Annotated in this window: 22 protein-coding genes and 1 pseudogene; 16 read left to right on the top strand and 7 right to left on the bottom strand. The window is 46.3% G+C overall.

Annotation, left to right across the window (positions count from 1 at the left end):
* The first annotated feature begins 90 nt into the window (after positions 1-90).
* The gene (locus tag A8140_RS23100) at positions 91-984 is read left to right on the top strand and encodes a LysR family transcriptional regulator (protein ID WP_005531213.1); all 894 of its coding nucleotides are present in this window, start codon (positions 91-93) and stop codon (positions 982-984) included.
* Between the two features lie 158 nt (positions 985-1,142).
* Here the strand turns inward: A8140_RS23100 and A8140_RS23095 are convergent, their stop codons facing one another.
* Together A8140_RS23095 and A8140_RS23090 are read right to left on the bottom strand one after the other, a co-directional pair.
* The gene (locus A8140_RS23095) at positions 1,143-1,586 is read right to left on the bottom strand and encodes a DoxX family protein (RefSeq protein ID WP_005531212.1); all 444 of its coding nucleotides are present in this window, start codon (positions 1,584-1,586) and stop codon (positions 1,143-1,145) included.
* Between the two features lie 349 nt (positions 1,587-1,935).
* Entirely contained in the window at positions 1,936-2,139 is a 204-nt protein-coding gene (locus A8140_RS23090) for a hypothetical protein (protein WP_005428499.1), read from the bottom strand.
* A gap of 204 nt (positions 2,140-2,343) precedes the next feature.
* Between A8140_RS23090 and A8140_RS23085 the strand changes: the two genes are divergently transcribed.
* From A8140_RS23085 to A8140_RS23075, 3 genes are all read left to right on the top strand, one after another.
* On the top strand, positions 2,344-3,711 hold the full coding sequence (locus A8140_RS23085) for a DNA-3-methyladenine glycosylase 2 family protein (protein ID WP_038863135.1): 1,368 nt from the start codon (positions 2,344-2,346) through the stop codon (positions 3,709-3,711).
* A complete protein-coding gene (locus A8140_RS23080; protein ID WP_033000105.1) occupies positions 3,708-4,208 on the top strand; it encodes a methylated-DNA--[protein]-cysteine S-methyltransferase in 501 nt (166 codons plus the stop codon). Before A8140_RS23085 ends, A8140_RS23080 begins: the two co-directional genes overlap by 4 nt.
* Positions 4,209-4,297: 89 nt before the next feature.
* Positions 4,298-5,119, top strand: a complete 822-nt coding sequence (locus tag A8140_RS23075; RefSeq protein WP_005531210.1) for a hypothetical protein — start codon at positions 4,298-4,300, stop codon at positions 5,117-5,119.
* 84 nt (positions 5,120-5,203) lie between these two features.
* Here A8140_RS23075 and A8140_RS23070 read toward each other — a convergent pair.
* Positions 5,204-5,461 (bottom strand): annotated as a pseudogene (locus A8140_RS23070) (YitT family protein); the annotation flags it as partial.
* A gap of 240 nt (positions 5,462-5,701) precedes the next feature.
* On the opposite strand from A8140_RS23070, the gene A8140_RS23065 reads away from it, so the two are divergent.
* Both A8140_RS23065 and A8140_RS23060 read left to right on the top strand, forming a co-directional pair.
* Entirely contained in the window at positions 5,702-6,166 is a 465-nt protein-coding gene (locus A8140_RS23065; protein WP_005531208.1) for a CesT family type III secretion system chaperone, read from the top strand.
* 6 nt (positions 6,167-6,172) lie between these two features.
* Positions 6,173-7,909, top strand: a complete 1,737-nt coding sequence (locus tag A8140_RS23060) for a hypothetical protein (protein WP_227740708.1) — start codon at positions 6,173-6,175, stop codon at positions 7,907-7,909.
* Between the two features lie 825 nt (positions 7,910-8,734).
* Here the strand turns inward: A8140_RS23060 and A8140_RS23050 are convergent.
* Positions 8,735-9,760, bottom strand: a complete 1,026-nt coding sequence (locus tag A8140_RS23050) for an acyltransferase (RefSeq protein ID WP_005531204.1) — start codon at positions 9,758-9,760, stop codon at positions 8,735-8,737.
* 253 nt (positions 9,761-10,013) lie between these two features.
* Here A8140_RS23050 and A8140_RS23045 point away from each other — a divergent pair, with 253 nt between their 5' ends.
* Entirely contained in the window at positions 10,014-10,604 is a 591-nt protein-coding gene (locus tag A8140_RS23045) for a TetR/AcrR family transcriptional regulator (protein WP_005428486.1), read from the top strand.
* A gap of 122 nt (positions 10,605-10,726) precedes the next feature.
* A complete protein-coding gene (locus tag A8140_RS23040) occupies positions 10,727-11,581 on the top strand; it encodes an alpha/beta fold hydrolase (protein WP_005531202.1) in 855 nt (284 codons plus the stop codon).
* A gap of 117 nt (positions 11,582-11,698) precedes the next feature.
* On the opposite strand, the gene A8140_RS23035 is transcribed toward A8140_RS23040, so the two are convergent.
* A complete protein-coding gene (locus A8140_RS23035; protein ID WP_005531201.1) occupies positions 11,699-14,239 on the bottom strand; it encodes a glycosyl hydrolase family 18 protein in 2,541 nt (846 codons plus the stop codon).
* Between the two features lie 370 nt (positions 14,240-14,609).
* On the bottom strand, positions 14,610-15,113 hold the full coding sequence (locus A8140_RS23030) for a DUF2850 domain-containing protein (protein WP_005531199.1): 504 nt from the start codon (positions 15,111-15,113) through the stop codon (positions 14,610-14,612).
* Between the two features lie 220 nt (positions 15,114-15,333).
* On the opposite strand from A8140_RS23030, the gene ppnP reads away from it, so the two are divergent.
* Both ppnP and A8140_RS23020 read left to right on the top strand, forming a co-directional pair.
* Positions 15,334-15,618, top strand: a complete 285-nt coding sequence (gene ppnP, locus A8140_RS23025) for a pyrimidine/purine nucleoside phosphorylase (RefSeq protein ID WP_005531197.1) — start codon at positions 15,334-15,336, stop codon at positions 15,616-15,618.
* 140 nt (positions 15,619-15,758) lie between these two features.
* Complete coding sequence (locus A8140_RS23020) at positions 15,759-16,040, top strand: hypothetical protein (RefSeq protein WP_005531195.1); 282 nt, start codon at positions 15,759-15,761, stop codon at positions 16,038-16,040.
* A 22-nt stretch (positions 16,041-16,062) separates the two neighbouring features.
* Here the strand turns inward: A8140_RS23020 and A8140_RS23015 are convergent, their stop codons facing one another.
* On the bottom strand, positions 16,063-17,247 hold the full coding sequence (locus A8140_RS23015; protein ID WP_033000101.1) for a GGDEF domain-containing protein: 1,185 nt from the start codon (positions 17,245-17,247) through the stop codon (positions 16,063-16,065).
* A 445-nt stretch (positions 17,248-17,692) separates the two neighbouring features.
* Between A8140_RS23015 and A8140_RS23010 the strand changes: the two genes are divergently transcribed.
* The 6 genes from A8140_RS23010 (at position 17,693) to A8140_RS22985 (ending at position 25,019) form a co-directional block, all read left to right on the top strand.
* Complete coding sequence (locus tag A8140_RS23010) at positions 17,693-19,018, top strand: carbohydrate porin (protein WP_005531186.1); 1,326 nt, start codon at positions 17,693-17,695, stop codon at positions 19,016-19,018.
* Between the two features lie 418 nt (positions 19,019-19,436).
* Complete coding sequence (locus A8140_RS23005; protein WP_005531185.1) at positions 19,437-20,441, top strand: LacI family DNA-binding transcriptional regulator; 1,005 nt, start codon at positions 19,437-19,439, stop codon at positions 20,439-20,441.
* 22 nt (positions 20,442-20,463) lie between these two features.
* Complete coding sequence (locus A8140_RS23000) at positions 20,464-21,711, top strand: ABC transporter substrate-binding protein (RefSeq protein ID WP_005531184.1); 1,248 nt, start codon at positions 20,464-20,466, stop codon at positions 21,709-21,711.
* Between the two features lie 62 nt (positions 21,712-21,773).
* On the top strand, positions 21,774-22,763 hold the full coding sequence (locus tag A8140_RS22995) for a carbohydrate ABC transporter permease (RefSeq protein WP_005531183.1): 990 nt from the start codon (positions 21,774-21,776) through the stop codon (positions 22,761-22,763).
* A gap of 1 nt (position 22,764) precedes the next feature.
* A complete protein-coding gene (locus A8140_RS22990; RefSeq protein ID WP_005531182.1) occupies positions 22,765-23,649 on the top strand; it encodes a carbohydrate ABC transporter permease in 885 nt (294 codons plus the stop codon).
* Between the two features lie 23 nt (positions 23,650-23,672).
* Entirely contained in the window at positions 23,673-25,019 is a 1,347-nt protein-coding gene (locus tag A8140_RS22985) for a GH1 family beta-glucosidase (RefSeq protein ID WP_005531181.1), read from the top strand.

The raw sequence follows: 25,019 nt of genomic DNA, 5'->3' as shown, positions 1-25,019 counted from the left end.
GCAAAGCTAACAAAAGAAAAACAAAACTTTTTTGTCGTCAAAATTTTAATTAGTTGTTAATCTGGTTTTATATTGACCAGGAGATGGTTTATGGATGTAAAGGTCTTTCGAACATTTTTAGAGCTGGCAAAGGTTCGTCACTTCGGACGAGCTGCTGAGAACTTGTACATTACTCAAGCCGCTGTGAGCGCACGCATCAAACAACTCGAAAGTTATTTCGATACGCAGTTGTTTATTCGTGATCGAAATAACATAAAGTTGACCTCCGCAGGTGAGCGTTTAATAGGCTATGCCGAGGTTATGGTGACCACCTTGCAGCAAGCCAAACTCGAATTATCCCTCGAAGATGGCAAAGCGTTGCAGCTCACCATGGGTGGTACGCCGAACATTTGGGACGCTTATCTGCAAAACTGTTTGAGTGTGGTAACAGACTCATTTGGTGGTTACGGCTTTATGGCAGAAGTCATGGGGCGTGAGATGCTAAGCCGCAGCCTGTTTGAGCGCACTCTCGATATGGCATTCGCCTTCGATCAAATCAAAGCTGATGAGCTCAATTGCAAGAAAGTCGCTGACGTTGTGTTGGTGTTGGTGTCTACCGAGCAAGATTCTCTCGATACGGTGTTTGATAAGAAATACGTGTATGTGGATTGGGGCACGCGCTTCGCTTCAGAACACGCAGAACGTCACCCGAAAATCCCAGCGCCTTACCTTCGTACTTCTACCGCTCGTATCGCGTTAGACTTCGTTTTAGAGAAAGGTGGTAGTGCATACCTACCAGCGTCTCTGGTAGAGCCGTTTATTGCAAGCGGGCAGCTCCACAAGGTGTCTGACGTCGAAGATTGGCACCGTCCTATCTATTTGAGCTATCGCAAAGCCAGCACGTCTGTAGAAGCGATTAAGCAGGTTGAAGAAATCGTAAAAGAGATTGACCCGTTGACGGCGTATAGTTTGCAGCAAATAGCCGACATTCCAGCAAACGAGTAATTTCTGCTTTTGCGATCTAGCGCAAAATTAAACGAAACCCCCTTGGTGTGATGCCAAGGGGGTTTTTGTGTCGGTTTACGCAAATGGCAGCGTGTTTATAAATTAAACGTCCGATTGAAGCGAGAGTTGTGGCACTTCGAAGGTGTTTCTACTCTCGTTTAGGCCAATTTTTGACGCAGCGTTTCATCTAAAGCGGCTTTGCCTGCGCCAGAGAAAGCAAGAGAAACGCTTGCTGCCAGTAGTGCTAAACCAAACTCGTAGCCGTTGTTTGACATAAACAAGCCATTTTCAAAGTGAACCGAGAAAATGGCGATCACCATGGTGAATGCTAAAGCCACTGCCGCAGGGCGGGTAAGCAGACCAAGCAAGATGAACAACCCACCAAAGAACTCAGCACTGCCTGCTAAAAATGCCATCAGCATGCCTGGGCCTAAGCCAATTGATGCCATCCATTGACCTGTACCTTCAAGCCCATAACCGCCAAACCAGCCAAAAAGTTTTTGCGCGCCGTGTGCCATAAAGATGAGACCGACTGGAATGCGAAGTGCGAGTGCGCCGTAGCCTGCATCTGAAGTAGTGATTTTTTGTAGTAGTGCTTTCATGACTTTATCCTTTCTCGAATTTTTATGATGAGGAGTACTGCCCCCCTTGTTGTTGAAATCAGTGTAGGTAGGAGGAGAGAAAGAAAAAATTGGGGCAATTTGATAATCTCGTTCGACAAATTCGATGGAACGTTTTTCCATTTTTAAATACAGAACGTTAGAACGGATAAAATACCTGGTTTTAGTACTTTTACAGGACGCTTTTGATTATGAAAGTCGCAAAAATTTGAATGACTTTCTCTACGTCGGTTTGTCTTCTGGTATGGCGCCTGTGCATGGTGAGCAAAAAAATAGAGCACAGGTGACTGCGCTCTTTTACTCTCACGATTAACAAGGGAGAAAGGAGTTTTTATAGATTCATTAAACTTTCAAGCGAGTCTTCCACACTGTTGTAGTGATAAGTGCGAATATTCACACCATCAGTCGCATTGATTTGAATTTCTGAAATCTCGTTATCAGAGTCGCGCTCAATAATCCCTATAGAGTGCTCGACCGACTTGCTGGTAATAACCTTGTGATTTCTAAGTACAATCACGCACGTATGTAAGTCCATGCCAATTCCCTTTAGCCGACGTTGTTGTGTTGTTCTGACTATAACCTTAGTGCACAAATTTGCTATTGCCAAAGTTTCTTAGTATTGAGTTCCGAAAATGGCTAATTTACAGTAACTCCCCGTTCTACAATGAAGTTATGCCGGTCGAGTAGTGAATAAGTTAACCACTCGTTGAACACCAAATACGTAAGCAGGGACAGCACTATGCTCATCCACCCACACACATCGTTGACCTTCGAACAATGCCAGAAAGCCCGCATGGCTCGTGATAGCCGTTTTGATGGGCGCTTTTACATTGCGGTGAAAACAACAGGGATCTTCTGTCGCCCAATCTGCCCTGCTAATTTGCCCAAAGAGGAAAATGTCGAGTACTTCACTGACAAGACGCAAGCTTTGAAAGCAGGTTATCGTCCGTGTTTGCGTTGTCGCCCAGATAGTGCCCCAGGATCATGGGCTTGGAAGGGCGTCGAGACCACATTCCAACGAGCGATCAAAATGATCGATCAAGGCGAGTTGCATCATCAGTCTCTTGTTGAACTCTCTGAGCGTCTTGGGATCTCGGATCGTTACTTGCGGATGCTGTTCGAACAATATTTGGGGATGTCACCTAAGCAATATGCGCAGTATCAACAGTTGATGTTTGCCAAGCAGCTTCTGCATTCGAGTTCGATGTCAGTCACCGAAGTCGGCTTTGCCGCGGGTTTTAACAGCACTCGACGCTTCAATGATGCGTTTCAAAAGATCCTTCAGCTAACGCCTTCTCAAGTGCGTAGAAAGGAATTTGATGGCGTGGGGACGAATCGAATTGTATTACCTTATCGTGGTGCTCTGAACTGGCAACACATGCTCGATTTTTATCGTCTGCGTGCGATTGAAGGAATTGAACAAGTCACACAAGAGGCTTATCAGCGCAGCGTTTTGTTGGGTGATTGCCATGCTCGATTCAAGGTCACTCAAGGAGAAGGTTATCTTGAGATGGAGTTCGATGTAGAAGATGTCACTAAATTGCAGAATTTGGTGTCTGGTGTACGTCGTATGTTCGACCTCGATGCGGATATTTGCGCGGTGGAGCAGCACCTTGAATACATTGCGCCGGGGTTGGTGAAAACCTATGGGATTCGTATTCCGGGCGTCTGGAGTGCGTGGGAAGCTGGTGTACGTGCTGTGCTAGGGCAGCAAGTGTCGGTCAAAGCGGCTATCGGGCAACTTAACTTATTGGTAGCAACACTCAGCAGCGATCAGCAAGCGCGCCACTTTCCAACCCCAGAAACGATTGCCAATGCCGATGTCAGCTTTTTGCGTATGCCGCAAAGCCGTAAAGACACTCTTATGCGATTTGCTCAGTACATGCAGCAGAGCCCAGAAGCCGATCCGCAGCAATGGCTGGAACTGAAAGGTATTGGTCCGTGGACGGTGAGCTATGCGCAATTGCGAGGTCAATCTCAGCCCGATTGCTTTTTAGACAAAGACTTGGTGGTGAAGAAAGCCATGCCAAACTATCCGTCATTGAATGCTCATACTGCGTCACCTTGGGGCAGTTACGCGACTTTTCACTTATGGAATCAATCATGAAATCACTTTATACGGTAATGCCAAGTCCGTTAGGCGCAGTGACTATTCAAGCGAACGAGCAGGGTTTGTTAGGAATTTGGTTTGAAACGTGTACCACCAAACCAGATGATTTAGGTGAGCGTGATGATAAACATGCAGTGCTTAGCCAGACTGTGACTCAATTGGAAGAATACTTTGCTGGGTTGCGTAACGAATTTGACTTGCCCCTTGCAGCGACGGGCACTGATTTCCAGACCCAAGTTTGGCATGCTTTGACGACCATTCCTTATGGTGAAACATGGAGCTATCAAGATCTGGCGAATGCCATCGGTAATCCGAAAGCGGTGCGCGCGGTGGGGCTGGCAAATGGTAAAAATCCAATCTCTATTGTGGTGCCATGCCATCGTGTGATCGGCAAAAGTGGCAAACTCACCGGCTATGCCGGCGGGGTAGAGCGCAAGCAGCGATTATTGGCATTGGAGAAGGGTACGCCACTTTATGTGAAATCATTCTCATAACCTAGCAAGGTTTACCTTATTTGCTTAAATTTTGTGTAGGGTCGTTGTGCTAATAAACAAACTAGAGCAATAAAAAGGATAATAAGGATATGTCTCTCACTACAGATTTTGATGCATTTATAAAACAAAGTTGGCAGCAGCATGAAGCCGAGCCGCAGCCAACATACAACCAACTAGAGCAAGCGCTTAGCGAGGTAGAAGACACTAACCATGCTGAGCGCATCTTACCCTTGATGTTGCACACATCCATCGGTCACCTGCACGATCCAAGTCAGTTTCTCTCCAGCTTAGATAAGATTGAAAGTGGCGTAGCAGCTCAATGCCTGACGCGTCAGAGAGCCAAAGCTGTCGCGAAGTACTTCATTGACCAAAACACGGACCAGATTACTGAGTTAGAAGATGTCGATCAGCGTCGCGTGTTTGCTCAAATCGCTAACGAACTGTCGGCAATGAATGAGCTAGAGCAAGCCAGCACATGGTTAGCAAAAGCAGCCAACGGTATAGATTCAGGCCAAGCGACCGAGCCTTTAGCGCGTTCAATTGCCATTACGGGTAATAACCTTACCTGCCAATATGAAGGGCTTGAAACACGCTCTGGAGCGCAAGTAGAAAACATGCTAGAGGCTGCGACACTGGCCCTTGAATATTGGAAGGTTGCTGGTGGCTGGATACAAGAAGAGCGCGCAGAGTATCGCTTAGCCATGAGTCTTCTAAAAGCGGGTAGTCCGCAGCAAGCCAAAGTGCATGCTGAACGCTGTGAGGCAATCTGTCGAAAAAATGGTGAGGACGCTTTCGAGCTTTTCTACGCTCACGATTTGCTGATGCTGGTGCACTATCACTTAAGCCAAGCGAGCAAGCAAAAACTGACGGCAGATGACCAGAAATACTGTGAGAATTCGCCATTGGCGTAATGTTTTCATTAGTGAGCTAGAACAAACAAAAAGCCCCAGAGTTAAAGGCTCGGGGCTTTGTTTTTTAATCGTGAGCCTGTGTTATTACGCAGTTTGTGGCTTGGGTTGATAACGCCCTGGTTTGTGGTTCATGGCTAAGATTAAGTTGGTCGCCACAGCGCCAAGTACAGAAAGGGCAATCAAGTAAACATCAACGATAAACAGCGACATCACAACAATAGTGCAGTCGAGCGCCATTTGTACTTTACCTGCACGAATGCCAAAGCGTTCCTGGAGGTAAAGCACCAAGATGTTAAAGCCACCTAAACTCATCTTGTGGCGGAAAATCACAAGCATATTCATTAATACACCTTTAGCTAGCGTCTCTGATATCTAGGGCGAGTAGAGGGAAGTACCAAGCAGTAAAGAGCCGCAATGATATATCCAGCGCAATAGCAGGCTGCGCTAAACGGCAAATATCGCATCTAGTGGCGTCAGCGTTTGTTTTATAAACCTAAAAAACCTTGCCTAATAATGAAAGAAATTCCTCCCTTGTGCGCGGTAATCTAAATACTCATTCCCCGATTGTATCTGGAGGCACGGATGACGGCCGACCAAACCTTTTTAAACAACCTGCTTATCGAGTTGGGTAGCACCTGGCAACTGAACTGCTTAGAGCTTGATTACTCGGGGCGTTGTGCACTTCTGACTGAAGAAGGTATCGAGCTGGCAATTGATATGGCTGCGGGCAGCAACAACCTTCAGTTTCTAGCGGAATTAGGGGCTCTGCCGGAGGTGCAGAGAGAACGTCATCTGACCCGTCTTCTTGAGTACAACTTTGAAAACCCTGTCCTGCGTCAGGCACATTACGCCCTTAGCCCGCATGGCGATCAGGTTCTGCTGCGCTACCAGCACCCAATTGAGGGTCTGAAGCTGGAACTGCTGGCAAACTTGCTTGGCAACTTTATTACCACAGCGATTGATGCCAGAAACGCCCTTTATCTTCCTCTGAATGAACAGGCTAAAGCACCTTCTCTGCTTTGCGACGCGCACCTTTTAAAAGGTTAAGGAGTCATGATGCCGGTAACAAAACTTTTTAACACTCTATTTAAAGATATCTACCAGGTACATCAGAGTGCACCGAAACAGGTGCCAAAACTGGAAAAGTCTAAATCAGAACTTCCGGTGACAGCGCATTCAACACAGAGCATGAATGAGCCGCTAAGCCAGAATCCTGTGGGTTTACAGAGTGCGCCCCGCATCTATGATGAGGATGTCGCGCCACTTGCTAAGGCTTTTAGTAGCATACTTCAACAATACGTAGATAATAAGCCGGGCAAACATGGAGGGTTTCTGCGCGGATATTGTGAGATGGAAGAGATTAAGGGGCGGATTACCATAGATGATCAGGAAAAAGTAAGGGTCATTAGATTGCCTCGCTCACCGCAAAAACTGGCAGAAATGTTTAACCTTATGCTAAAAGGGCACTCAAGGTTCGGCTCTATGTATGAAGCGTTAACCCGGCCTTTAGAGAATAAAGAAAATATTCTGAGTTCTTACCTGCGCCTTTCTCACGATAAGGTCAAAGCGGCTAAAACACTGCCTACCGAGGCGGTGACCAAAGCAGAGCAGACAAACAAAGTTAAGCTTCAGGAAATAAACACCGTAGCGGTGCCAAAAAATGCACAGACTCATGTGACCGAGTCACTGAAACCTGATATTGAATTTACTTCCCGTGAACGTAATATGATCTTAGATGACATCAAACAGATAATGTCTGACTATTTGTTCACCGGTAAGAAAGCGGCCTCGCACCAGGAGAAAATAAAAACGCTTCTGGAAGGAGGCGATCCCATGCTCAGCCGTTTCTTAAATGTGGTAAACGGTGAGATGGAGCTGCGCTGTCCTAAAGACCGTCAAGAGCTGAAAGGATTTTTCGACGCGCTGCTCGAAGACCAGCGAGGCTTTGGTGCCCGTTTTTCTGCCGGCTCAAGCAGTCTTGTCAACTTGGTCAAAAAAACGGTGCAGAGCGAAACTGGCACACTGGGCCAATACCTTAAGTGGGATAGTAGTAACCGATTGGCAACCCGCGAGCCGAGTGATGAGACGATTAAAGCCGCAGAAAAGGCCGAACGACAAAAGCTTCTCATACTTGAGAACCGTGAAAAAGCCGCGCTTACCAAGGAGATTAAACTCTGCAGGGATAAACAGCCCGCTTTACTAGCACGGGTTAGGCTGGCCCGCCACCTGCAGGTGCACGCCAGAACAAACTGGCCGGAGCTGGAGTTTCGCTCGATCCCTGTAACCAGAATGACCCGCGCCCCGCTGCATGGTGACGAATCACTAACGCAACTGAGGATTATGCTCCAAGCTGTCAACAGAGAAAATCGCGTTCTTGCCGGAGAGATAGAGCTCAACCTAGAGCAGTTGCCAATAACATCAGAGATCAGAGAGAAAAGCCTTCCGGTTACCCGCCTGCCTATTAAGCAGGCGTTGACAGAGCTGAGAGATAAAGTCACCAAAATGGAGAAGGCTTCCTCAAACCGGTTCACACGATTGATATTCAAACCACAGCATCAGACGCTGAACGAAATCAGAGGTCGTCTGAACGAGCTGGATAATCTCCACCAGCAGCTCACCGAGTATTGGCCCGGAATGCCTAATCAGATATGGTTCAGCAGTTTTGTTGCCAGAGAGGTAGAAAGGTTGAGTGATAAAATCACTCCAAAGCGTAACTTTGGACTTATCCAACTGACCACACCCGAGCATAAAGCGTGGCAGGCTGTTAAGGCTGAGATGCTCACTAAGTAAGTCACGCCCTGTGAGCGTGTAGGACTTTATATGGTAAGCACGCTCTACCTCTTCTTTCCAGCTAGGGCTGCCTTCCCGAAATCTGAACTCTTGGCTAATTCATTGAATAATTTGGTTAACCCCCTTTTTCTACCAGAGATTGGAGTAACAATAAACAGTACGTTACTCGCTAAATTCTGCGTGTAAACTACGTTATGGAATGCCTGTGTGAAATGGTATAGTCTCTTTTCGAAAATCGTTCTATGCTTGGGTCCGCTGTATACACGATTGGTGTTCTTCATAAGTTGGAGTGGTTTCTCCCACAGCCTTTCAGTGAGCGTTAGCCACGTCAGCTTGGTTGTGCTGGGCAAAGGTGGAGCTAGAAAGTATCAAACAGCAAAACGCGACAATTGGATAGATTGGAATAGACATTTCTCCTTGTCTGACTGGAGAAATTTTAGCCACATATTAATAGGTTAAGTGTGAGTAAGCTCGAATTAACGGTAGGAGTTTGGAATTGATGTAGCTTGCGCCACTACTTTCTGAGTGACGCAATGCTCGCCGCGCCAAATAGGATTACTGCAGCGTATAAACCATAAGTTAGCCAATGGCTAATTTCTAAAAAAGGAACGAGTCCTTGACCTGCCCACATACCGCCTCCGTTTAATGAGCGTTTTGTTGATGTCAGACAAATCTAAATTAAATGAACAATGTTTTTTGTGAGTGAAAGCAAATTACAAAGTATTAGAAATGATAATTTTGATGAGTGAGAGAGAGCTCTCATTTTTATAAAGTCTGCACTAGCCAAAAAGTGGTAGTGCAGACCATACATAGTGCTGAATGGATTTAGCGCAGTAATAATTTTTTCAATGGTGTTGCTTCAATGCCTTTCACAAGCAACAAGGTCACCACAATGGTTGCTGGGTAAATGAAGGCGTCTTTGGCTAAGTTTTCTAGCCCCAACATACCCGCTACGTTCATCATGATGATGATCACTAATAAGTGGCTCACGTAGATACCTAAAATGCTCGGGGACCACTTAAACACCCATGGCATATTGCCAAAGTTTGGATGGGCAAGAAGCCACATGAATACGCCCAAAGACCAGATAACAGTACCGAACAAAAAGTCGTGCGAGTAAAAGGCGATATCATAATCCATCAAGTAATAGGCTTCGGCGAAATGAATTGCCATACCAATAAGAATTAATCGAATCGTGTTGCTGCGAGACCATTGCCACTGGTGCTGTCTGGCTAGGTAACCAAGCACCACCAGTAAGGTACTGAAGAACGGACCATTACGAGTAAAGAATGGCGCTGGCAGATCAGTGAGTGTGACGTAGCTGCCTGCGAACACACCATAGATATAGAGCAATACCGCTGTTGGAAGTAGCAGTTGCATCATGCCGATTCGAACCAGAAACGCAATGATGGCTACAGCAATGATGAGTGCCGGAATGAACCATAGATGTACCAAGCCTCCTTCCAGTAACGAATTGATTGGGTTCGACATTAAGTAGCCCCAATAGCCTTGTCGCTCGGCGAGATAGCCTGTTTCTGCAACCACTTGCCAACGGAACGGCACCAACAGACAAATCGCACTCCAAACCAACCATATCTTAAGCAAAGGCTTGGCATAGCCTTTTAGTGTCTCCACGGGATTCGTGCTGAGTTTCGGTTGGATGAGATAGCCGGAGATGAGAAAAAACAATGGCACAGCAAAACGAGCTAGCTGGTTGAGGATATACCCAACCCAAGGCACCTCATCCCATTGCCAATAGGTGAGAGCCATCTGACAGTGAAGCCCTACGATCGCAAACATCGCGATGATACGAGCAAATTCTAAACTGGCAATTTTCTTTGTGGTTGCCATAAGTACTTACCTAAAAAGTGAAAAATCGCTGCGAAATTAGCAGTTAATGACTCAGTTCTCGCGCTAAAAAGTCAACGGATGTGCATTTGGTGGTAACCAGTTTCTTAAATTCTGACTCACCTCAAATTTCGAAAATTCATATTCATTAGGTTAATCAATGTATTGCGATCGTGAGTGTGTAAGTGGGTATCCATTGGTTTGACCAGTAAATTGAGGACTTGTAAAAAAGTACGATCGTGCTAAAAGTGTGTTTATGAAAAAAGGAAAAGTAACCAAAGAGCTGATACTGCAGCGCGCATTCCAACTCGCGAGTGAAAATGGGTTGGAGAGTCTCACTATTGGTGAGCTCGCTAAGCAGTGTGGTATGTCGAAAAGTGGCTTGTTTGCTCACTTCAATTCCAAGTTGAACCTTCAACTGTCGGTGTTGGAATTTGCCAATCAAGTATTCGCTGAGCGCGTAATTGCGCCTGCGCGCGAGCTAGGCGATAGCAACATTGAGCGTAAAGTACGTGGCTTGTTGGATACTTGGATGACGTGGAATCACTCTTTTCAAGGCAGCTGTATGTTCCTTGATGCTTGGAATGACACCGCAGAAGAAGGTTGTGCGTTGCAAGCTGCATTACGTAAGTCGATTGATACGTGGTTGAATTATCTAGAAATTCAGATCAAGAAAGGCAAAGAAAACCAAGAGTTTGTCGCCGATTTAGACACGCGACAAGCGACCTTTGATTTATACGGGCAGTATTTAAGTGCACACGTATTTTACTCGATCAAAGGGCAAGAAGAGAGCCAGAGACTGTTCTGGCAGGGCATCGATAACTTGTTTACTCGATGGAAGCGCTAACCCTGCGGTAACGGGTATAGTAAAAGATTCAAAATGAAGAGCGACAACGAGCGCTCTTTCTTATCAGTATAAAAAGCACGACCGTTCTATTTTGTGCAAGGCTGATAGTTAAGGAAATGATCATGAGTGAGAAAATTTACTTCAATACTTCGCAGAAATTCAGTGTTAAACGCAGCTTGGTCAACATCAGTACCCGCCTGCATCACACGTTGGCACCGTCACATGCAAAAAAGACCGCGCGTAAACTGCTGCTTACTCCCGCTCGTACTCAGCCAAAAAATGTCGAGCCAAAGGGGCTTATCAAAAGCGAAGTGCAAGGTCATGCCGGTGCAATTAAAACCTATCAGCTTGGTAGCGGTCCGGTATGGGTTTTGACTCACGGCTGGTCAGGAACTGCGAGTCAGTTCTACCCGTTGATGGAGCATATTGCGGCATCGGGTTACACGGCATTAGCGTACGATCATCCTGCTCATGGTGAGAGTGAGGGACAATACGGACATATTCCTGCGTTTGTGTGCGGTCTTGAAGATGTATTAGATTCTGTCGATGAGGTTGCAGGTTTGGTGGGGCACAGCATGGGTACCGCTTCAGCGCTAGAGTGCCGCCACAGTAAATTAGAAAACAAGCCTTTGCTGTTGATCGCGCCAGTGCTTAACTACGTTGAAAACTTATTTGGCAGCATTGCGCGTTCGGGTTACTCAATGAAGTTATTCAAAGCGGTGGTTTCGGAAGTGGAAGACCAGTTTGGCTACCCATTGCAATCCATTGACCCAGAGAAACGCCTAGCTGAGCGAGAAGCAAAAACTATTATTGTTCATGATGAGCAGGATAAGTTCACCAAACACAGCGTGTCTGCTAAAGCGGCGGACGAGATTGAACGAGTGGAACTGGTTACCACGCAGGGCCAAGGTCATGGTCGTGTGATGAAGTGTGATGAGGTATTCCAGAGTTTCGATCGTTTAATTGAAGCGAGCTGATCATTAAAGAGTGTTGAATAAACTCTGTGAGAACAACAAAGGACAGCCGAAGCTGTCCTTTTCTTTTTTAACAATATTCAAAGCGAGTGATGTTGAATCACAACACCTTAGCAGTGCTCAGTTACAGTTAGCTGGGCCAACTTCTTTCCAAACACCCCATTCGCCAGACTTGCTAGGATCTTGACCTTGTGTCCACCACTTCGCTTCCCAAGTTTTACCTGCGTGCGTTACTTGGTCTCCGCCTGTGTAAATAGCCGTTGCATCCCATTCGTTAGTACAAGTGCCACCACCTGTGCTGTGCTTAGATACAACAACGGTTGCACTTGCTGAAGACGCTGCCTGACCATCGCTTACGCTAACAGTGAAGCTTAGGCTTGTGTCTTGTGGGTATTCTGCTGCTGTGAACGTCACTTTCGCACCGTTAACCGTTGCGTTTAGACCTTGAGGTAGCGTCCAATCAAACGTTAGCGTGTCGTTGTCAGCGTCGCTAGAAGCAGAAGCATCAATCACAACTACGTCACCAGCTTTCGCTGTTGCAGGTGCAGAAACTTTTGCAACTGGCGCTGTGTTTGGTGGATCAATCACACCAGCAGGCTTAACCGTTACTACAACGAGATCAGAAGCGGTTGCGCCTTTGTCATCGGTTACTGTTAGTTTGAACGTTAGCTGCTCTTCTGCAGTCACTTCCGCTACATCAAAGCTTGCTGTCGCAGTGTTCGCGCCAGATAGAACTACTGCAGTACCTGATACTTGCTCCCAAGCGTAGCTTGCGATTGTGCCATCAGAATCAGTTGAGTTGCTACCATCAAGAACAACACTTGCAGGACCTGTTACTGCTTGGTCTGCACCAGCTGCTGCCGTTGGTTTGCGGTTTGGTGGAACAACCACACCACCAGCAATGCCTTCGTGCATTGCGTTAAGGATGTCGCCGTTATCTGCATCAATTTCCCAAGAGAATAGACCAGCTAGACCCAGAGATTTCGCGTAGTTACCTTTTGCCAATACAGAGCGGTGATCGTCAAATGTAATCAGTTCACCCGTTGAACGGTTCCACACCCAAGGTGCTTCTGCTAGCTCGTCGTAACCGTATTCGAAGCCGTTGATGCCAGCGTTGTTCGCACCTAGCATGAATGACTTAATACCTTTGTAGTCAATCACGCCATCTTCCCAAACGCCTTGAGTCGTGCTGCCTTTCAGTTTACCTGTCGCAGTACCTGTCATTGGGTCGTTTGGATCCGTCAGCGTATCTGGTGTTACGCCTTCCCAACCACGACCGTACATTGCAGTACCTAGGACCAGTTTGTTCGCAGGAACGCCTTGCGCGAGTAGAAGTTGGATGCCGTTGTCAGCCGTGTAAGCTGGGCCTTTGTGCGGTTCGCCGTTTTCATCAACGCCGCTACCATCACACTGACCAGGACGCATGAATGAGCCACAGTAAAGTGCTGTTTGGTGACCAGGAACGTTGTTCCAACCGCCGTAGAAGTCGTAAGTCATCGCGAAGATGTAGTCCATGTACTGCACAGCATCTGCGTAATCAACGTCTTCAATTTTGTCGTAACCAACGCCAATTGCTGAAGTTAGCTCGTATGTACGACCTGTTTCCGCTTCTAGGTCATCCAGCATTGCACGCAGTTCACGCATCAACGCGATGTAAGCTGGGCCATCGTTCACTGGGTCGCCTTTATCTGCTGCAGCACCGCCGCCACCAGGGAATTCCCAGTCAATATCTACACCGTCGTAGAACTTCCACGTTTTCAGGAATTTCTTAACTGACGCGACAAATGTGTCACGGTTTTTCTTATCAACGAAGTCGTAGAATGGGTCAGAAAGTGTCCAACCGCCGATAGATGGAATGATTTTTAGATCTGGGTTACGTTGCTTCAATGCCATCAGCATTGCGTAGTTACCCTTGATCGGTGTGCTGTATTCGTGACCAGCTTGAGCAAAGCTCTTCTGGTACGCTGCCCATGGGTCATGGATAACCACTTCGTAGTCATTCACACCGCGACAGGCGGTTTGTAGAGCGTTGAAGCTGTTACCACCAACTGATTTCACCGACTCGTTTGGACCACAGATTGGGATAAAGCCGTAAAGGATGTGAGTCAAGTTGTCGACAGGCATGTTATCAACCGTGTAATTACGGCCGTAGATACCCCATTCAACAAAGTAAGTACCCATCACGACACTTGGGTCTGTGTTGTAGGTTTTGTTGTTTGGGTCAATATTCATGGTTAGAGGCGGTAAGTGAGAACCGTCAGTATCCGCGATAGTGATCTCTGCAGGTGCGCTCTTAGCACAACCAGTTGCGTCACACGCTTCGATTTCCATTTGGTACAAGCCACCTTGGCCGTATTCAAACGATGCCGTTGTTTGGCTACCAGTGATAGGGCCTGTTGCCACTTTTACGCCATCAAAGTAGATGTTGTAAGTGTCGCCAGAAGTGCCACTCCACTGATTAAATTTCACGTTGATCTTAGCTAGCTCATGGTACTTAACCATGTCGTTGTAGCCAGATGTGGTTTCCATTGCCAACTCAATTTTAGAAAACTGCAGGTTGTCGGAACCGTACATATCGATACTTGGTGCGGTTGGAGCCGCATTTGCAGCGCCAGATAGTGCTAGGGCAACCCCAGCTGCACATAGGTTAAATCGAATCATAACTTCTCTCTCAATCCTTGAATTCATGTTCATTAACGAACATAAGCTGCTCCTGCGACAGAAAAGACAACCAATTCACACACTGTGCAAAAGCATCCCCTTGAGCATTTCAGAGGCTTATTTTTTTTCAAAAAAAAATAAATCAACTTTCGACCGTGTTACCTAAATCTCACTACAAGAAACATAAATTTGCAGTGAAAATTCAATATTGAGCCAATATTTTATAAATATTTTGCATGTACTTAATTAATTGCTTACTCAGTTCACACTCGTTATTTTGCGAGTGAAATTAAACTTTTACTTTGTAATAGAGTTGGTTACGACAAAAAGTGTTTGTTTTGTATACAGAAGAGGAGTGATGGATAAAAGGCTACTTGCGGCCGAAGTGTTCACTTAGTGCGGCACGACGTCTGGAAGCCGCCCCAGTTTCTGAGCCTTGAACTGTGTGCTCGAAGCCTTTGAGAATAAATCTCTGATCGGGAAAGCGAGGTTCAATACGGCGTATTTGTGGTGAGAGGTGAGAGCCTGACAACTGATACTCGGTTTTACCCAAGCCTGTGTTCAGAGTGATGACTTTACCATCAAACTCAAATTGAGTGGCGATCAAACGGTGATTGCGAAAGACCCCGTTGGAAGTAAAAGAAAGGTGCTCGGTTTGATAAGGTGGGGCACCAATTTCAATCCATTCGCCATAGATTTTATCGCGATCGATGTAATCCAAATAAGAGGCATAAAGTAGATAACTGATCACGCCAAACAACGCGCACCCAAACAGAGCAAAACCTCCTTTGATGATTTTGAACTGATGACGAGCCCAAAATGAGGGTTGCGATTCCGGTTTCTGCTTGCGCTTACGGCCTGTGGTGTTAGTCATGATACCTGCTTACTTTCCTTTTCCATTATGGTGAGAAGCTTGAGCCGCAAAAACAAACAATCTCGTATTTAATACGGTGAAACTATGATCTGATATCCACTTTTACATTCCGAAACACAGTTATTGATAAGTTAGCTTTTCAGTAAAGGTCAATTTAGATGCTTGAGTCGCAAACCGAAACAGGGTAAAAAAGAGCTGATTTTTGATAAGGAAACCAATAATGAGTATTAAGGAAAACAGTTATTTTGCTGGTGGCGTTAAGTCGCTAGGTTTTAACCAACAAGGGCAGGATGTCAGCGTTGGGGTAATGTTGCCAGGTGAATACACGTTTGGCACTCAAGCGCCAGAGCGTATGAGTGTGGTCAAAGGTGCATTGATCGTTAAGAAAGCTGGCGAGGTTGACTGGGTCACTTACAACACTGATGAGTTCTTCGAAGTAGAAGGAAATTCATCGTTCGAGCTGCAAGTAAAAGATGCAACCGCGTACTTGTGTGAGTACCTATAAGCAATAAATCGAATTGAAATGAAAGCCACCTTCGGGTGGTTTTTTTATGCATGTTATTCAGAATCAAAGGTTATTAGCAACAGGCCGTTAACTTTTGTATATACTTAGGGTAGGCACACCCATCGTTCAAGGAGGAAGTGATGGCAGTACAACGTAAACATTCAGATCTCCCTCCTCGCTATGAGGCGACGGAGTTTACAACAGAGCAAAGACATCGCTTTACTAAAGTGGCTAATGCGGCTCAAAAGCGCCGTGCTTTTTATAAGCGAGCCATTGAAAGCAGCTTAGTTGGAAAGATGAAAGAGCGCGCACTTAAGCCCATTCTTGTCCCACGAGATGATAAACCAAGAAAAATTGGCCAAGTGATCTGGCTTATCACGTTTTTGCTTGTCGGTTTATGGGCGATGTATATGTATTCCTAAGCCATGTTTGAGTGATTCACTCTTACAAGCTGGCATCTCGCTGTAATGAAGTCACATTACCCATTCCGCCAACCAACGAATGCCTTTGATGGCGCAGCTCTTCTGCATTTGAGCAATGTTCGTAATACGCATACTGGTTTTTGCCAGTATGCTTTGCTGCGTACATGGCTTTGTCTGCACAGCGTGTGAGCTCAGATAAATCCTTAGCATCTTGGCCATAAATTGCAGCTCCTACACTCATGGTCAACTCATTGATATTGTCTTCCGTCTGATAGCCTTTATTAAACAGGTTTACGATACGATCAAGGATATTATCTAGGTCCTTTTTGCAGCGCACATCGTAAAGCATTAACACAAACTCATCTCCCGCAAAGCGAGCGATCGAATAGTCGTGTTTGTCCGTCTTTCGGTCTTTGTTGCGAATATTGCTTTTTAAGCGAGTCGCAAAATGTTTTAAAACGCGATCGCCCACATCATGACCGTAGTTGTCATTGATGTGCTTAAAGTTATCAATATCAAGGAAAACCAATGCTGTGACCGTGTTATTTTGACTTTGATCTAGCTCTTCCAGTTTCGCGCGCGCCCAAGTCTCAAAGCTCCAACGGTTAGCGAGCCCCGTTAATTGGTCTAGGTATGCCAGTTCCTCAATGCCTTCACGATAAAGCGTTTGGATGTAGTTCACGACCTTGGAGTAGTAGTAAGAGAAGGTATGGCAGACAAAACAAATGGCCACAAGGGTGAACATAAAGCGGCGCTCGGTCATTTCACTGGCGGTGGGTACACTCTCTAAAAAGGTCAAATCGAAAAAGATGATGAGAGAATATGTCGCGCTAAACAGCAGACCGACCTTGAACTCGTTAATCAAGATGATGGCAGCCACAATAGGATAGAGCCAAAGTAATCGACCGGACGGCGCATCACCATATAAGAGCAGCAAAAGCCCATCGAACATCAATACGGCTGTGAGCAACAAATCGGCGTATTGGTGGTGGCCACGTACTTTGATCAGATAGCTGATTGCTAAACATGCCACCGCACATGTACCCATGAGTAAACTAAGCCCCCAGTTGCCCTCAAGATAGTGCAGTACAGAGCCATAGGCTAGAAATGCAGTGGCGATGCTAGAACAGAGAAAAACGATCTTCCTCTTTCTTGTCGATCGGATATCAGCCATTTCCTCTAGGCGTGCTCCGGCCAATTTCGACATTATGTATCCCTACTTTAGACTTATCTGATACTTATTCTAGGTCGTAATTAATTATTAGATGGAATAGCAAAGTCCTTATTTGTGATATGAAGCATGTTTGTTATTTATGTGAGTTGTTGAACTTGTAAGAAATTTACGAGTTATGAAATATTTCAGAATCATGAAACGTTTCATTTTTTTGTGATTGAACAGCATGTTCTTAGGACGAATTAACGTGATAGCAATTAAGAAATTCTGTGAAATGAAAGCGATTTCAAATCGTGTTAAGAAAATCATGATTCTCTATCTTTATGTTTTTAATGAGTAAAAATCCCTTTTTGTTTCATGCGTTGTTTCATTTCATTTTCCTAACCATTGTGGTGTGAAGCCGTAGCGGCTTTTCAATGCTTTCATTCCTTAATATTCCTTTCGGGATAACAACAAATACAAATTTTAGGGATATCAAATGAAAAGCTTTAAAGTTTTACCTCTCTCTCTTGCGGTGGCCGCTTCGCTTGCTTCTTTACCTACTTTTGCTGCTGATGCCGATGTGGAGGCATTAGAAAAACGCATTCAGGAGTTGGAAAATCGTATTAACCCAACTTATGTGGACAACCAGCAACCTGCTGTTCTTACTTCAGAAATCGAGATTCCACTTGGCGTTGTTTTCTCTGGTTATGCGCGTTATGGCGCACATTATCAAGCTGACGATGAGAAGTACGTAATGGTGGATGGTTCGTTCAACGGATCATCGGCAATTGGTCGTTTGGGTAATGAAGGCAATGGCGGTGAATTCCAGTTAGCAAAAGTATTTAAGAATGACAGTGGCGCAATCTGGGATGTTGTGGTGATGCTTGATCACTGGGGCGACGAGGTGAACTTGAAAAAGGCTTATGCAGGTGTCACGAATGTACTAGAGAGTCAGCCAAACGCTTACATTTGGGCTGGCCGTGATTTCCATCAGCGTCCACAACAAGGCATAAATGACTACTTCTGGATGATGCATGATGGCCAAGGCGGTGGTATCAACAATTTTGAACTTGGCTCGGTTAAACTTGATTTCGGTGTGGTGGGTTCGGTTGACAGTTGTAGTCCTGAAATCACTGAGGGAGCGAACCCTTCTATCACATGTACGGGTGGCGCAGGAACTGGTGACAGCGGCGTATATGCATTCACTTCTAGGTTGCACGGCATTGATATGGGCTTTGCTGATTTAGCACTTTACGCGAACTATGGTTTTGATTCTGAGGCCATTGAAAGCTCTGAACACATTGACGCCTATCAATTGGGTGCGGTTGTTTCTCGTGCAAATAACAGTGGCTCAAACCGCTTAGTGTTGCGTTACTCTGACAATGCCGACAACGGTGTATTCTGGAAAACAAAAGGCTTAACAACCACCTACGCGAGTTTCGAAGGCAATGCTGACATCGGTGAGAGTGCTGCGGTTGAATACCTATTGGCGTACCACGATTACTCAATTGACGACTCAAATGCTTTGAAAGACGAGCGCACTAATTACAGTGCGATCGTACGCCCGATGTACTTCTGGAATGATGTGCACTCAACGTGGCTAGAAGCGGGTTACCAAATGGTTGATTACGCACGTTCTGACGACGACAACACAGGTTGGAAAGTGACGCTATCTCAAAACATCGCGTTTGACTGGGGGGCGAGTGCTCGTCCAATGCTGCGCTTCTACGCAACAGTTGGTGAAGTAGATAACAAAGCAACGAACAACGATCCTAAGCAAGATACGGTTAGCCTAGGCGCGATGTGGGAAGCTTGGTGGTAAGCCATCTCAAACTACACTCTTAACTTTCTCTTTTTAGCCATGGCGCTCATTGCAGCCAATTGAGCGCCAAATTATCTATTCTTAACCCTATTTTGAGCCGTATTTGCGGCTCTTTTTTTGTTTCTTACGCGTTATTTTTGATTCATGAATCGATATTAAAGAGTTGTGAAATCATTGCCTTTGCTTGGTTTTATTTGAGCGTGTATCAACCAACTCATGAAACAGTTTCATGGCATAAAACGAAACTGCCAACTGCCTCATTCTTTCTGAGATTACCCGAATTTAAAGGGGTTTCGGTGTGAGTTCTCTCACGATAACCACTAGGTAGATCAGAAATACTAGCTGCCATGAAAGCGGTTTCGAGCAAGTTATCTCGAAGCAGAATTGAATCTTGAGGCTCAGGTAGAAGAGGTTTCTTGTGGTGACGATTAAAGATGTATCTGAATACGCGGGTGTTTCTCAAGCGACCGTTTCTAGAGTCATTAACGGTACTTGCCGCGTTAGCCACGACAAAAAGCTTAAAGTCGAAAAAGCAATCAAAGAGTTAGGATATCGTCCAAACTCTATTGCACAGGCATTAGCCTCAAGCCGTACGGGCAGTATTGGCATTATCGTTCCTGAACTAGGTGGTCCATTTTATTCGGGCATCTTACATAGCATTGAAGAGCGCTTACGCCGCATGGGTTACCACGTGATAGTGACGGCGGGATCGAACACCGACCAAAGCCAGCGAGAATCGGTAGAGTTTCTGCTTGGTCGCCGTGTTGATGCGATGATTCTGCACACACAAAGCCTTTCTGATGATTATCTGATCGACCTCGATAACAAAGGGATTCCGGTGGTGTTGGTTAACCGATACATCCCTGAAATGGCTCATAGCTGTATCGAGATCGATAACGAATTTGGTGGCCGAATGGCAACCGAATACTTGTTGCGAATGGGGCATCGTAACATTGCATGTATTACCGGACCTCTGGACAGATCTGACGCACGGGGGCGTCTACAAGGTTACCGCAAGGCTCTTGAAGAAGCGGAAATTGCGTATGACGAAGCGTTGGTGTCCGAGGCCGGTTTTACAGAAGAATCTGGCATCAGTGCAATGAGAAAATTGCTTAAACGTGAAAGCGGTTTCACCGCAGTGTTTGCTTGTAATGATCACATGGCGTTTGGTGCTTATGAAGTCTTGAAGGCAGAGGGCATGCAAGTGCCAGAACAAATCTCTCTCGTAGGATTTGATGACATCTTGTTTGCTCGCTATCTCACACCAGCCCTTACCACGGTTAACTTCCCGATAGAACAGATGAGCGCAGAGGCGGTACAACTTGTCATCCAAGCGCTGAACAAGAACAAACGTGATGTGAACTTCAAACTCACTCCTACCCTAGTGCCAAGAAGTTCGGTCAAGGAACTCAATTCTCTCTAGAACAATAATTAAGGACAATAACATGAAACTCAAAACTTTGACGTTTGCCATGACGGCTGCACTCGGTTTTGCTGCAACGGTAAACGCTGCCGATGAAACTAAAATCCGCTTCGATGGTTTTCCTGACTTCGATAGCAGCTTGAAAGTGCTGTTGCCAGATTTCGAGAAAGAGACTGGCATTAAGGTTGATTACCTAATGAACAACCACGGTGACCACCATACGAAGCTGACAACCAACTTAGCGACGGGCTCTGGCGCAGGGGATGTGATTGTTGTTGATGTAGAAAAAATTGGTCCATTCGTTGCCTCGGGCGGCTTAGTCAATCTGTCTGAGCATTATGGCGCTGATAAGTACGCAGAAAGCTTTGCGCCTTATGCATGGGCGCAAGGCAAAGGTGCCGACGGTGATGTTTACGGCATGCCTGTCGATCTCGGTCCTGGTGTTATGTACTACCGCACAGACATTTTCGAAAAAGCGGGCATTGATGTTAACGAAGCGATCAAAGATTGGGATTCTTACATTGCGGCAGGTGAAAAACTTAAGCAGCAAAATGTTCAACTAATCGCTTCAGCTGCGGATGTGGCACAAGCGATCATCTTCACCACAGTTCCTGAAGGTGAAGGTCTGTACTTCGACAAAGACGGCAACCCAGTCGTGACTTCTGAGCGTTTTGTGCACGCGTTCGAAGTGGCAAAAGAGATCCGTGACAAAGGCTTGGATGGTCGCATTCTAGCGTGGTCAAACGAATGGTACGAAGGCTTCCGTAACGGCACATTCGCGACTCAGCTTTCTGGTGCTTGGCTACTTGGCCACCTAAACAACTGGATTGCGCCAGAAACAGCAGGCAGCTGGGGCGTGTCTAACCTTCCTGATGGTATTTACGGAAGCTGGGGCGGCTCATTCCTATCGATTCCAACCCAATCTAAACACCAAGATGAAGCTTGGAAGCTGATCGAATACATGACAACCAAGCGTGATATTCAGCTTAAACACTTCGAAACCATTGCAGCATTCCCTGCTAACACCACGATTTACGACGACCCAATGTTCGAAGAGAAAATCGAATTCCTAGGTGGTCAGCAAGCGCGTCTATTGTTTGCTGAAGTGGCGCAGAACATCAAGCCAGTGGCACCAGCGAAAGGCGATCACGTTGCTCGTTCTATCATCCTAGAGAATGCACTGATGGAAGTGTTGGATGAAGGTAAAGACATTAAGACTGCGCTTAAAGAAGCAGAGCGCATGATCAAGCGTCGTACGCGTAATCTGTAATTTTTGCCAATACTTAAGGCAGGAAGGGGGCATGTCCCCCTTCTGGGTAAGAGGTCGTTACTATGAATCATGCAGCGAGCAAGGTTATGGAAACTCCAGAAAGTAAGAGCATTTTTTCTCGTCTGAATTTGAAAGCGCTTACACCGTATGGATTCCTATTGCCGTTTTTGATCATCTTTTCAGTGTTCGGAATTTTTCCGTTGCTGTTTTCTATTTTTCTTTCTTTTCATGAGTGGAACCCAGTCGAGGGTTTGGGCGCTATGGACTATGTGGGGTTCGAAAACTACCACATTGCACTGACAGACCCGTGGCTGTGGCGCTCATTGAAGAACACACTTTGGCTAGCGATCACATCAGGCGTGGCGCAGCACTTGATTGCTCTGCCTGTGGCGTACATTTTGGTGTCTTTGGGTGACCGTCTCCGCCACTGGTTAACGTCGGCTTACTTCCTACCGTTCATCACATCTACGGTGGCAGCGTCGCTTATCTTCTTCAATATGTACTCACCAAACTCGGGCATCATCAACCAAAGCTTGATGGCACTGGCAGACAGCACCTTGTTTGGTTGGGCATTCTCTTGGGTGAACGACTTCCAGCCAATCCGTTGGTTAGATGACGCGACCATGGTTAAGCCTTCCATCGCCATCATGGTGTTCTGGAAATACACCGGTTTCAACATCGTGCTTTACACCACTGGCTTGATGACGATTCCGAAAGACATCCTAGAAGCGGCTCGTATGGACGGCGCAAACGCATGGCGTCGATTCTGGAGCATTTCACTACCAATGATTCGTCCATTCATCTTCTTTGCGGTCACCATGACCATCATCGGTAACTTGCAGTTGTTTGAAGAACCATTTGTTCTGACGCGCGGTACTGGTGGTACGGGTCAGTCTGGCTTAACCATCTCTATGTACCTCTACAAAGTGGGTTGGGAATGGTTAGAAATGGGTACAGCGTCAGCAATTTCATGGCTGCTCTTTACCTTGATTGCAGGCTGTACAGCGGTTCAATTCTTCTTCTTCGGTAAGAAAGGTCTAGGGGAGCAATAAGATGAGTACTAACACTTTACCTGCGGCGCAGCGTTGGCGTCCTAGCGATCGCAGCATCGAGATCTTTACCAAGATACTGATGGTGATGCTCGGCACTGTGTTGGTGGTGTCTGCCATCATGACTGTGTTCCCGTTCATTTGGTCGGCGTTGCTATCGACGCGTGACCGTACTGAAATCTTCGGCACAGGCATCAGCTTTGCGATTGGTGACAGCCTTGCGGTGAACTACGCAAAGCTACTGGAAATCATGCCGTTTTGGCAGGCGATGTTTAACTCCATCCACATTGCTTTCCTTGGCACCACGATTTCACTGCTGTTTTGTAGCATGGGCGGTTACGCGTTTGCGGTGTACAAGTTCAAGGGCAAAAACGTGCTATTTGGCATGCTGGTTGGCTCGATGATGATTCCACCTGTACTGAGCTTGATCCCGTACTTCATGATCGTGAAATTCCTCGGCTTGCTCGATAACCACCTTGCGGTTTGGTTACCGTTCACCACCACGCCATTTGGCATCTTCTTGATGCGTCAGCACGTGGTGGCATCGATTCCGAAAGAGCTGTTAGAAGCGGCGAAGCTCGATGGCGCGGGTGAATTTAGAACTTACTGGAGCGTGGTATTGCCACTGATGAAACCGGCGCTCGCAACCCTAGCAATCGTGCAGTTTGTTTTCTTCTGGAACATGTTCATGCAGCCACTTGTGGTACTGACAACGCCAGAAAACTACGTGATTACGCAGGCACTGCGAAGCGTGCAGGGCATTCCGAATACGCCGTGGGGAGCGGTGATGCTCGGAACCACCATCTCCATTTTACCGTTAGTGATTACTTACTTGTTTGCCTCAAAACAGATGATCAGCGGCTTGACCTCTGGTGCCGTCAAGGGCTAAGCGAAACAAAAGGTTTTATAACAATGAATAAATTCCAACTACCACAAGATTCAAAATTACGTAGCCCAGAGTTCTTATTTGGTGTCGCAACCTCTTCTTATCAGATTGAGGGCGGTGCTCAGCTAGGTGGTCGTACGCCTTCGATTTGGGACACGTTTTGCAATAAGCCAGGCGCAGTTGATAACGCAGATAATGGCGACGTGGCATGTGATCACTTCCATTTGTGGAAGCAAGACATTGAGATGATTCAAGGTTTGGGTGTGGGCGCTTACCGTCTATCGATGGCGTGGCCGCGCATCATCCCTGAAGATGGCAAAGTGAATGAAGAAGGTTTGAAGTTTTACGAGCAAATCATCGATGAGTGTCACGCTCGCGGTTTGAAGGTTTTCGTTACGCTTTACCATTGGGATCTACCGCAATACCTAGAAGACAAAGGCGGTTGGCTAAACCGAGAAACGGCTTACAAGTTTGAGGAATACGCGAAGGTAGTTAGTGCTTACTTCGGTGATAAGATTGATTCATACGCGACATTGAACGAACCGTTCTGCTCTGCTTATCTGGGCTACCGTTGGGGTGAACATGCTCCTGGCCTTAAAGGCGAGCGTGAAGGTTTCTTGTCTGCGCACCACTTGATGCTGGCACATGGTCTGGCGATTCCACACATGCGCAAGAACGCACCAAATGCGATGCACGGTTGTGTGTTCAATGCGACACCTGCTTACCCATATGGCGAGGCAGATATCGGTGCGGCAGAGTACAGCGATGCGGAAGGTTACCACTGGTTTATGGACCCGGTATTAAAAGGCGAATATCCGCAGCTTGTGGTAAAGCGCCAATCGCACAACATGCCAATGATTCTGGAAGGAGATCTCGACATCATCCAGACGGATTTGGACTTTATCGGCATTAACTTTTATACCCGTTGTGTGGTGCGCTACAACGAACATGGCGATATTGAAACGGTACCTCAACCAGAGCAAGAGCACACGTTCATTGGTTGGGAGATTCACCCGCAAGCACTGACAGATTTGCTTCTGCGTTTGAATGACCGTTACCCGAACTTACCACCACTTTACATCACTGAAAACGGCGCAGCAGGTGATGACCATTGCATTGATGGCGAAGTGAATGATGAGCAGCGCGTGCGTTACTTCCAGCAGCACCTAGTTGCTTTGGATGCTGCGATTAAAGCAGGTGTGAATGTGGATGGTTACTTCGCTTGGAGCTTAATGGATAACTTCGAGTGGGCTTACGGTTATAAGCAGCGTTTTGGCATTGTTCACGTGGATTACCAAACGCAAAAGCGCACCCTGAAAGCGAGCGCAATTGCTTACCGTAACATGCTGCTGGACCGAGCAGAGGAGAACTAG

Source organism: Vibrio campbellii CAIM 519 = NBRC 15631 = ATCC 25920, from assembly GCF_002163755.1.
GTDB classification, from domain to species: Bacteria; Pseudomonadota; Gammaproteobacteria; order Enterobacterales; family Vibrionaceae; genus Vibrio; species Vibrio campbellii.
Note: the sequence above shows the minus strand (reverse complement) of the source record. Positions and strands in the feature narration are given on the sequence as shown.

What these genes read in the sequence shown, in the direction of transcription:
- A8140_RS23000 (WP_005531184.1), top strand. Translation starts at nt 20,464, where the DNA reads ATGAAACTCAAAACTTTGACGTTTGCCATGACGGCTGCACTCGGTTTT.
- ppnP (WP_005531197.1), top strand. Translation starts at nt 15,334, where the DNA reads ATGAGTATTAAGGAAAACAGTTATTTTGCTGGTGGCGTTAAGTCGCTA.
- A8140_RS23040 (WP_005531202.1), top strand. Translation starts at nt 10,727, where the DNA reads ATGAGTGAGAAAATTTACTTCAATACTTCGCAGAAATTCAGTGTTAAA.
- A8140_RS23020 (WP_005531195.1), top strand. Translation starts at nt 15,759, where the DNA reads ATGGCAGTACAACGTAAACATTCAGATCTCCCTCCTCGCTATGAGGCG.
- A8140_RS23030 (WP_005531199.1), bottom strand. Translation starts at nt 15,113, where the DNA reads ATGACTAACACCACAGGCCGTAAGCGCAAGCAGAAACCGGAATCGCAA.
- A8140_RS23045 (WP_005428486.1), top strand. Translation starts at nt 10,014, where the DNA reads ATGAAAAAAGGAAAAGTAACCAAAGAGCTGATACTGCAGCGCGCATTC.
- A8140_RS23085 (WP_038863135.1), top strand. Translation starts at nt 2,344, where the DNA reads ATGCTCATCCACCCACACACATCGTTGACCTTCGAACAATGCCAGAAA.
- A8140_RS23065 (WP_005531208.1), top strand. Translation starts at nt 5,702, where the DNA reads ATGACGGCCGACCAAACCTTTTTAAACAACCTGCTTATCGAGTTGGGT.
- A8140_RS23010 (WP_005531186.1), top strand. Translation starts at nt 17,693, where the DNA reads ATGAAAAGCTTTAAAGTTTTACCTCTCTCTCTTGCGGTGGCCGCTTCG.
- A8140_RS23035 (WP_005531201.1), bottom strand. Translation starts at nt 14,239, where the DNA reads ATGATTCGATTTAACCTATGTGCAGCTGGGGTTGCCCTAGCACTATCT.
- A8140_RS23075 (WP_005531210.1), top strand. Translation starts at nt 4,298, where the DNA reads ATGTCTCTCACTACAGATTTTGATGCATTTATAAAACAAAGTTGGCAG.
- A8140_RS23095 (WP_005531212.1), bottom strand. Translation starts at nt 1,586, where the DNA reads ATGAAAGCACTACTACAAAAAATCACTACTTCAGATGCAGGCTACGGC.
- A8140_RS23100 (WP_005531213.1), top strand. Translation starts at nt 91, where the DNA reads ATGGATGTAAAGGTCTTTCGAACATTTTTAGAGCTGGCAAAGGTTCGT.
- A8140_RS22990 (WP_005531182.1), top strand. Translation starts at nt 22,765, where the DNA reads ATGAGTACTAACACTTTACCTGCGGCGCAGCGTTGGCGTCCTAGCGAT.
- A8140_RS22995 (WP_005531183.1), top strand. Translation starts at nt 21,774, where the DNA reads ATGAATCATGCAGCGAGCAAGGTTATGGAAACTCCAGAAAGTAAGAGC.
- A8140_RS23080 (WP_033000105.1), top strand. Translation starts at nt 3,708, where the DNA reads ATGAAATCACTTTATACGGTAATGCCAAGTCCGTTAGGCGCAGTGACT.
- A8140_RS22985 (WP_005531181.1), top strand. Translation starts at nt 23,673, where the DNA reads ATGAATAAATTCCAACTACCACAAGATTCAAAATTACGTAGCCCAGAG.
- A8140_RS23090 (WP_005428499.1), bottom strand. Translation starts at nt 2,139, where the DNA reads ATGGACTTACATACGTGCGTGATTGTACTTAGAAATCACAAGGTTATT.
- A8140_RS23050 (WP_005531204.1), bottom strand. Translation starts at nt 9,760, where the DNA reads ATGGCAACCACAAAGAAAATTGCCAGTTTAGAATTTGCTCGTATCATC.
- A8140_RS23015 (WP_033000101.1), bottom strand. Translation starts at nt 17,247, where the DNA reads ATGTCGAAATTGGCCGGAGCACGCCTAGAGGAAATGGCTGATATCCGA.
- A8140_RS23060 (WP_227740708.1), top strand. Translation starts at nt 6,173, where the DNA reads ATGATGCCGGTAACAAAACTTTTTAACACTCTATTTAAAGATATCTAC.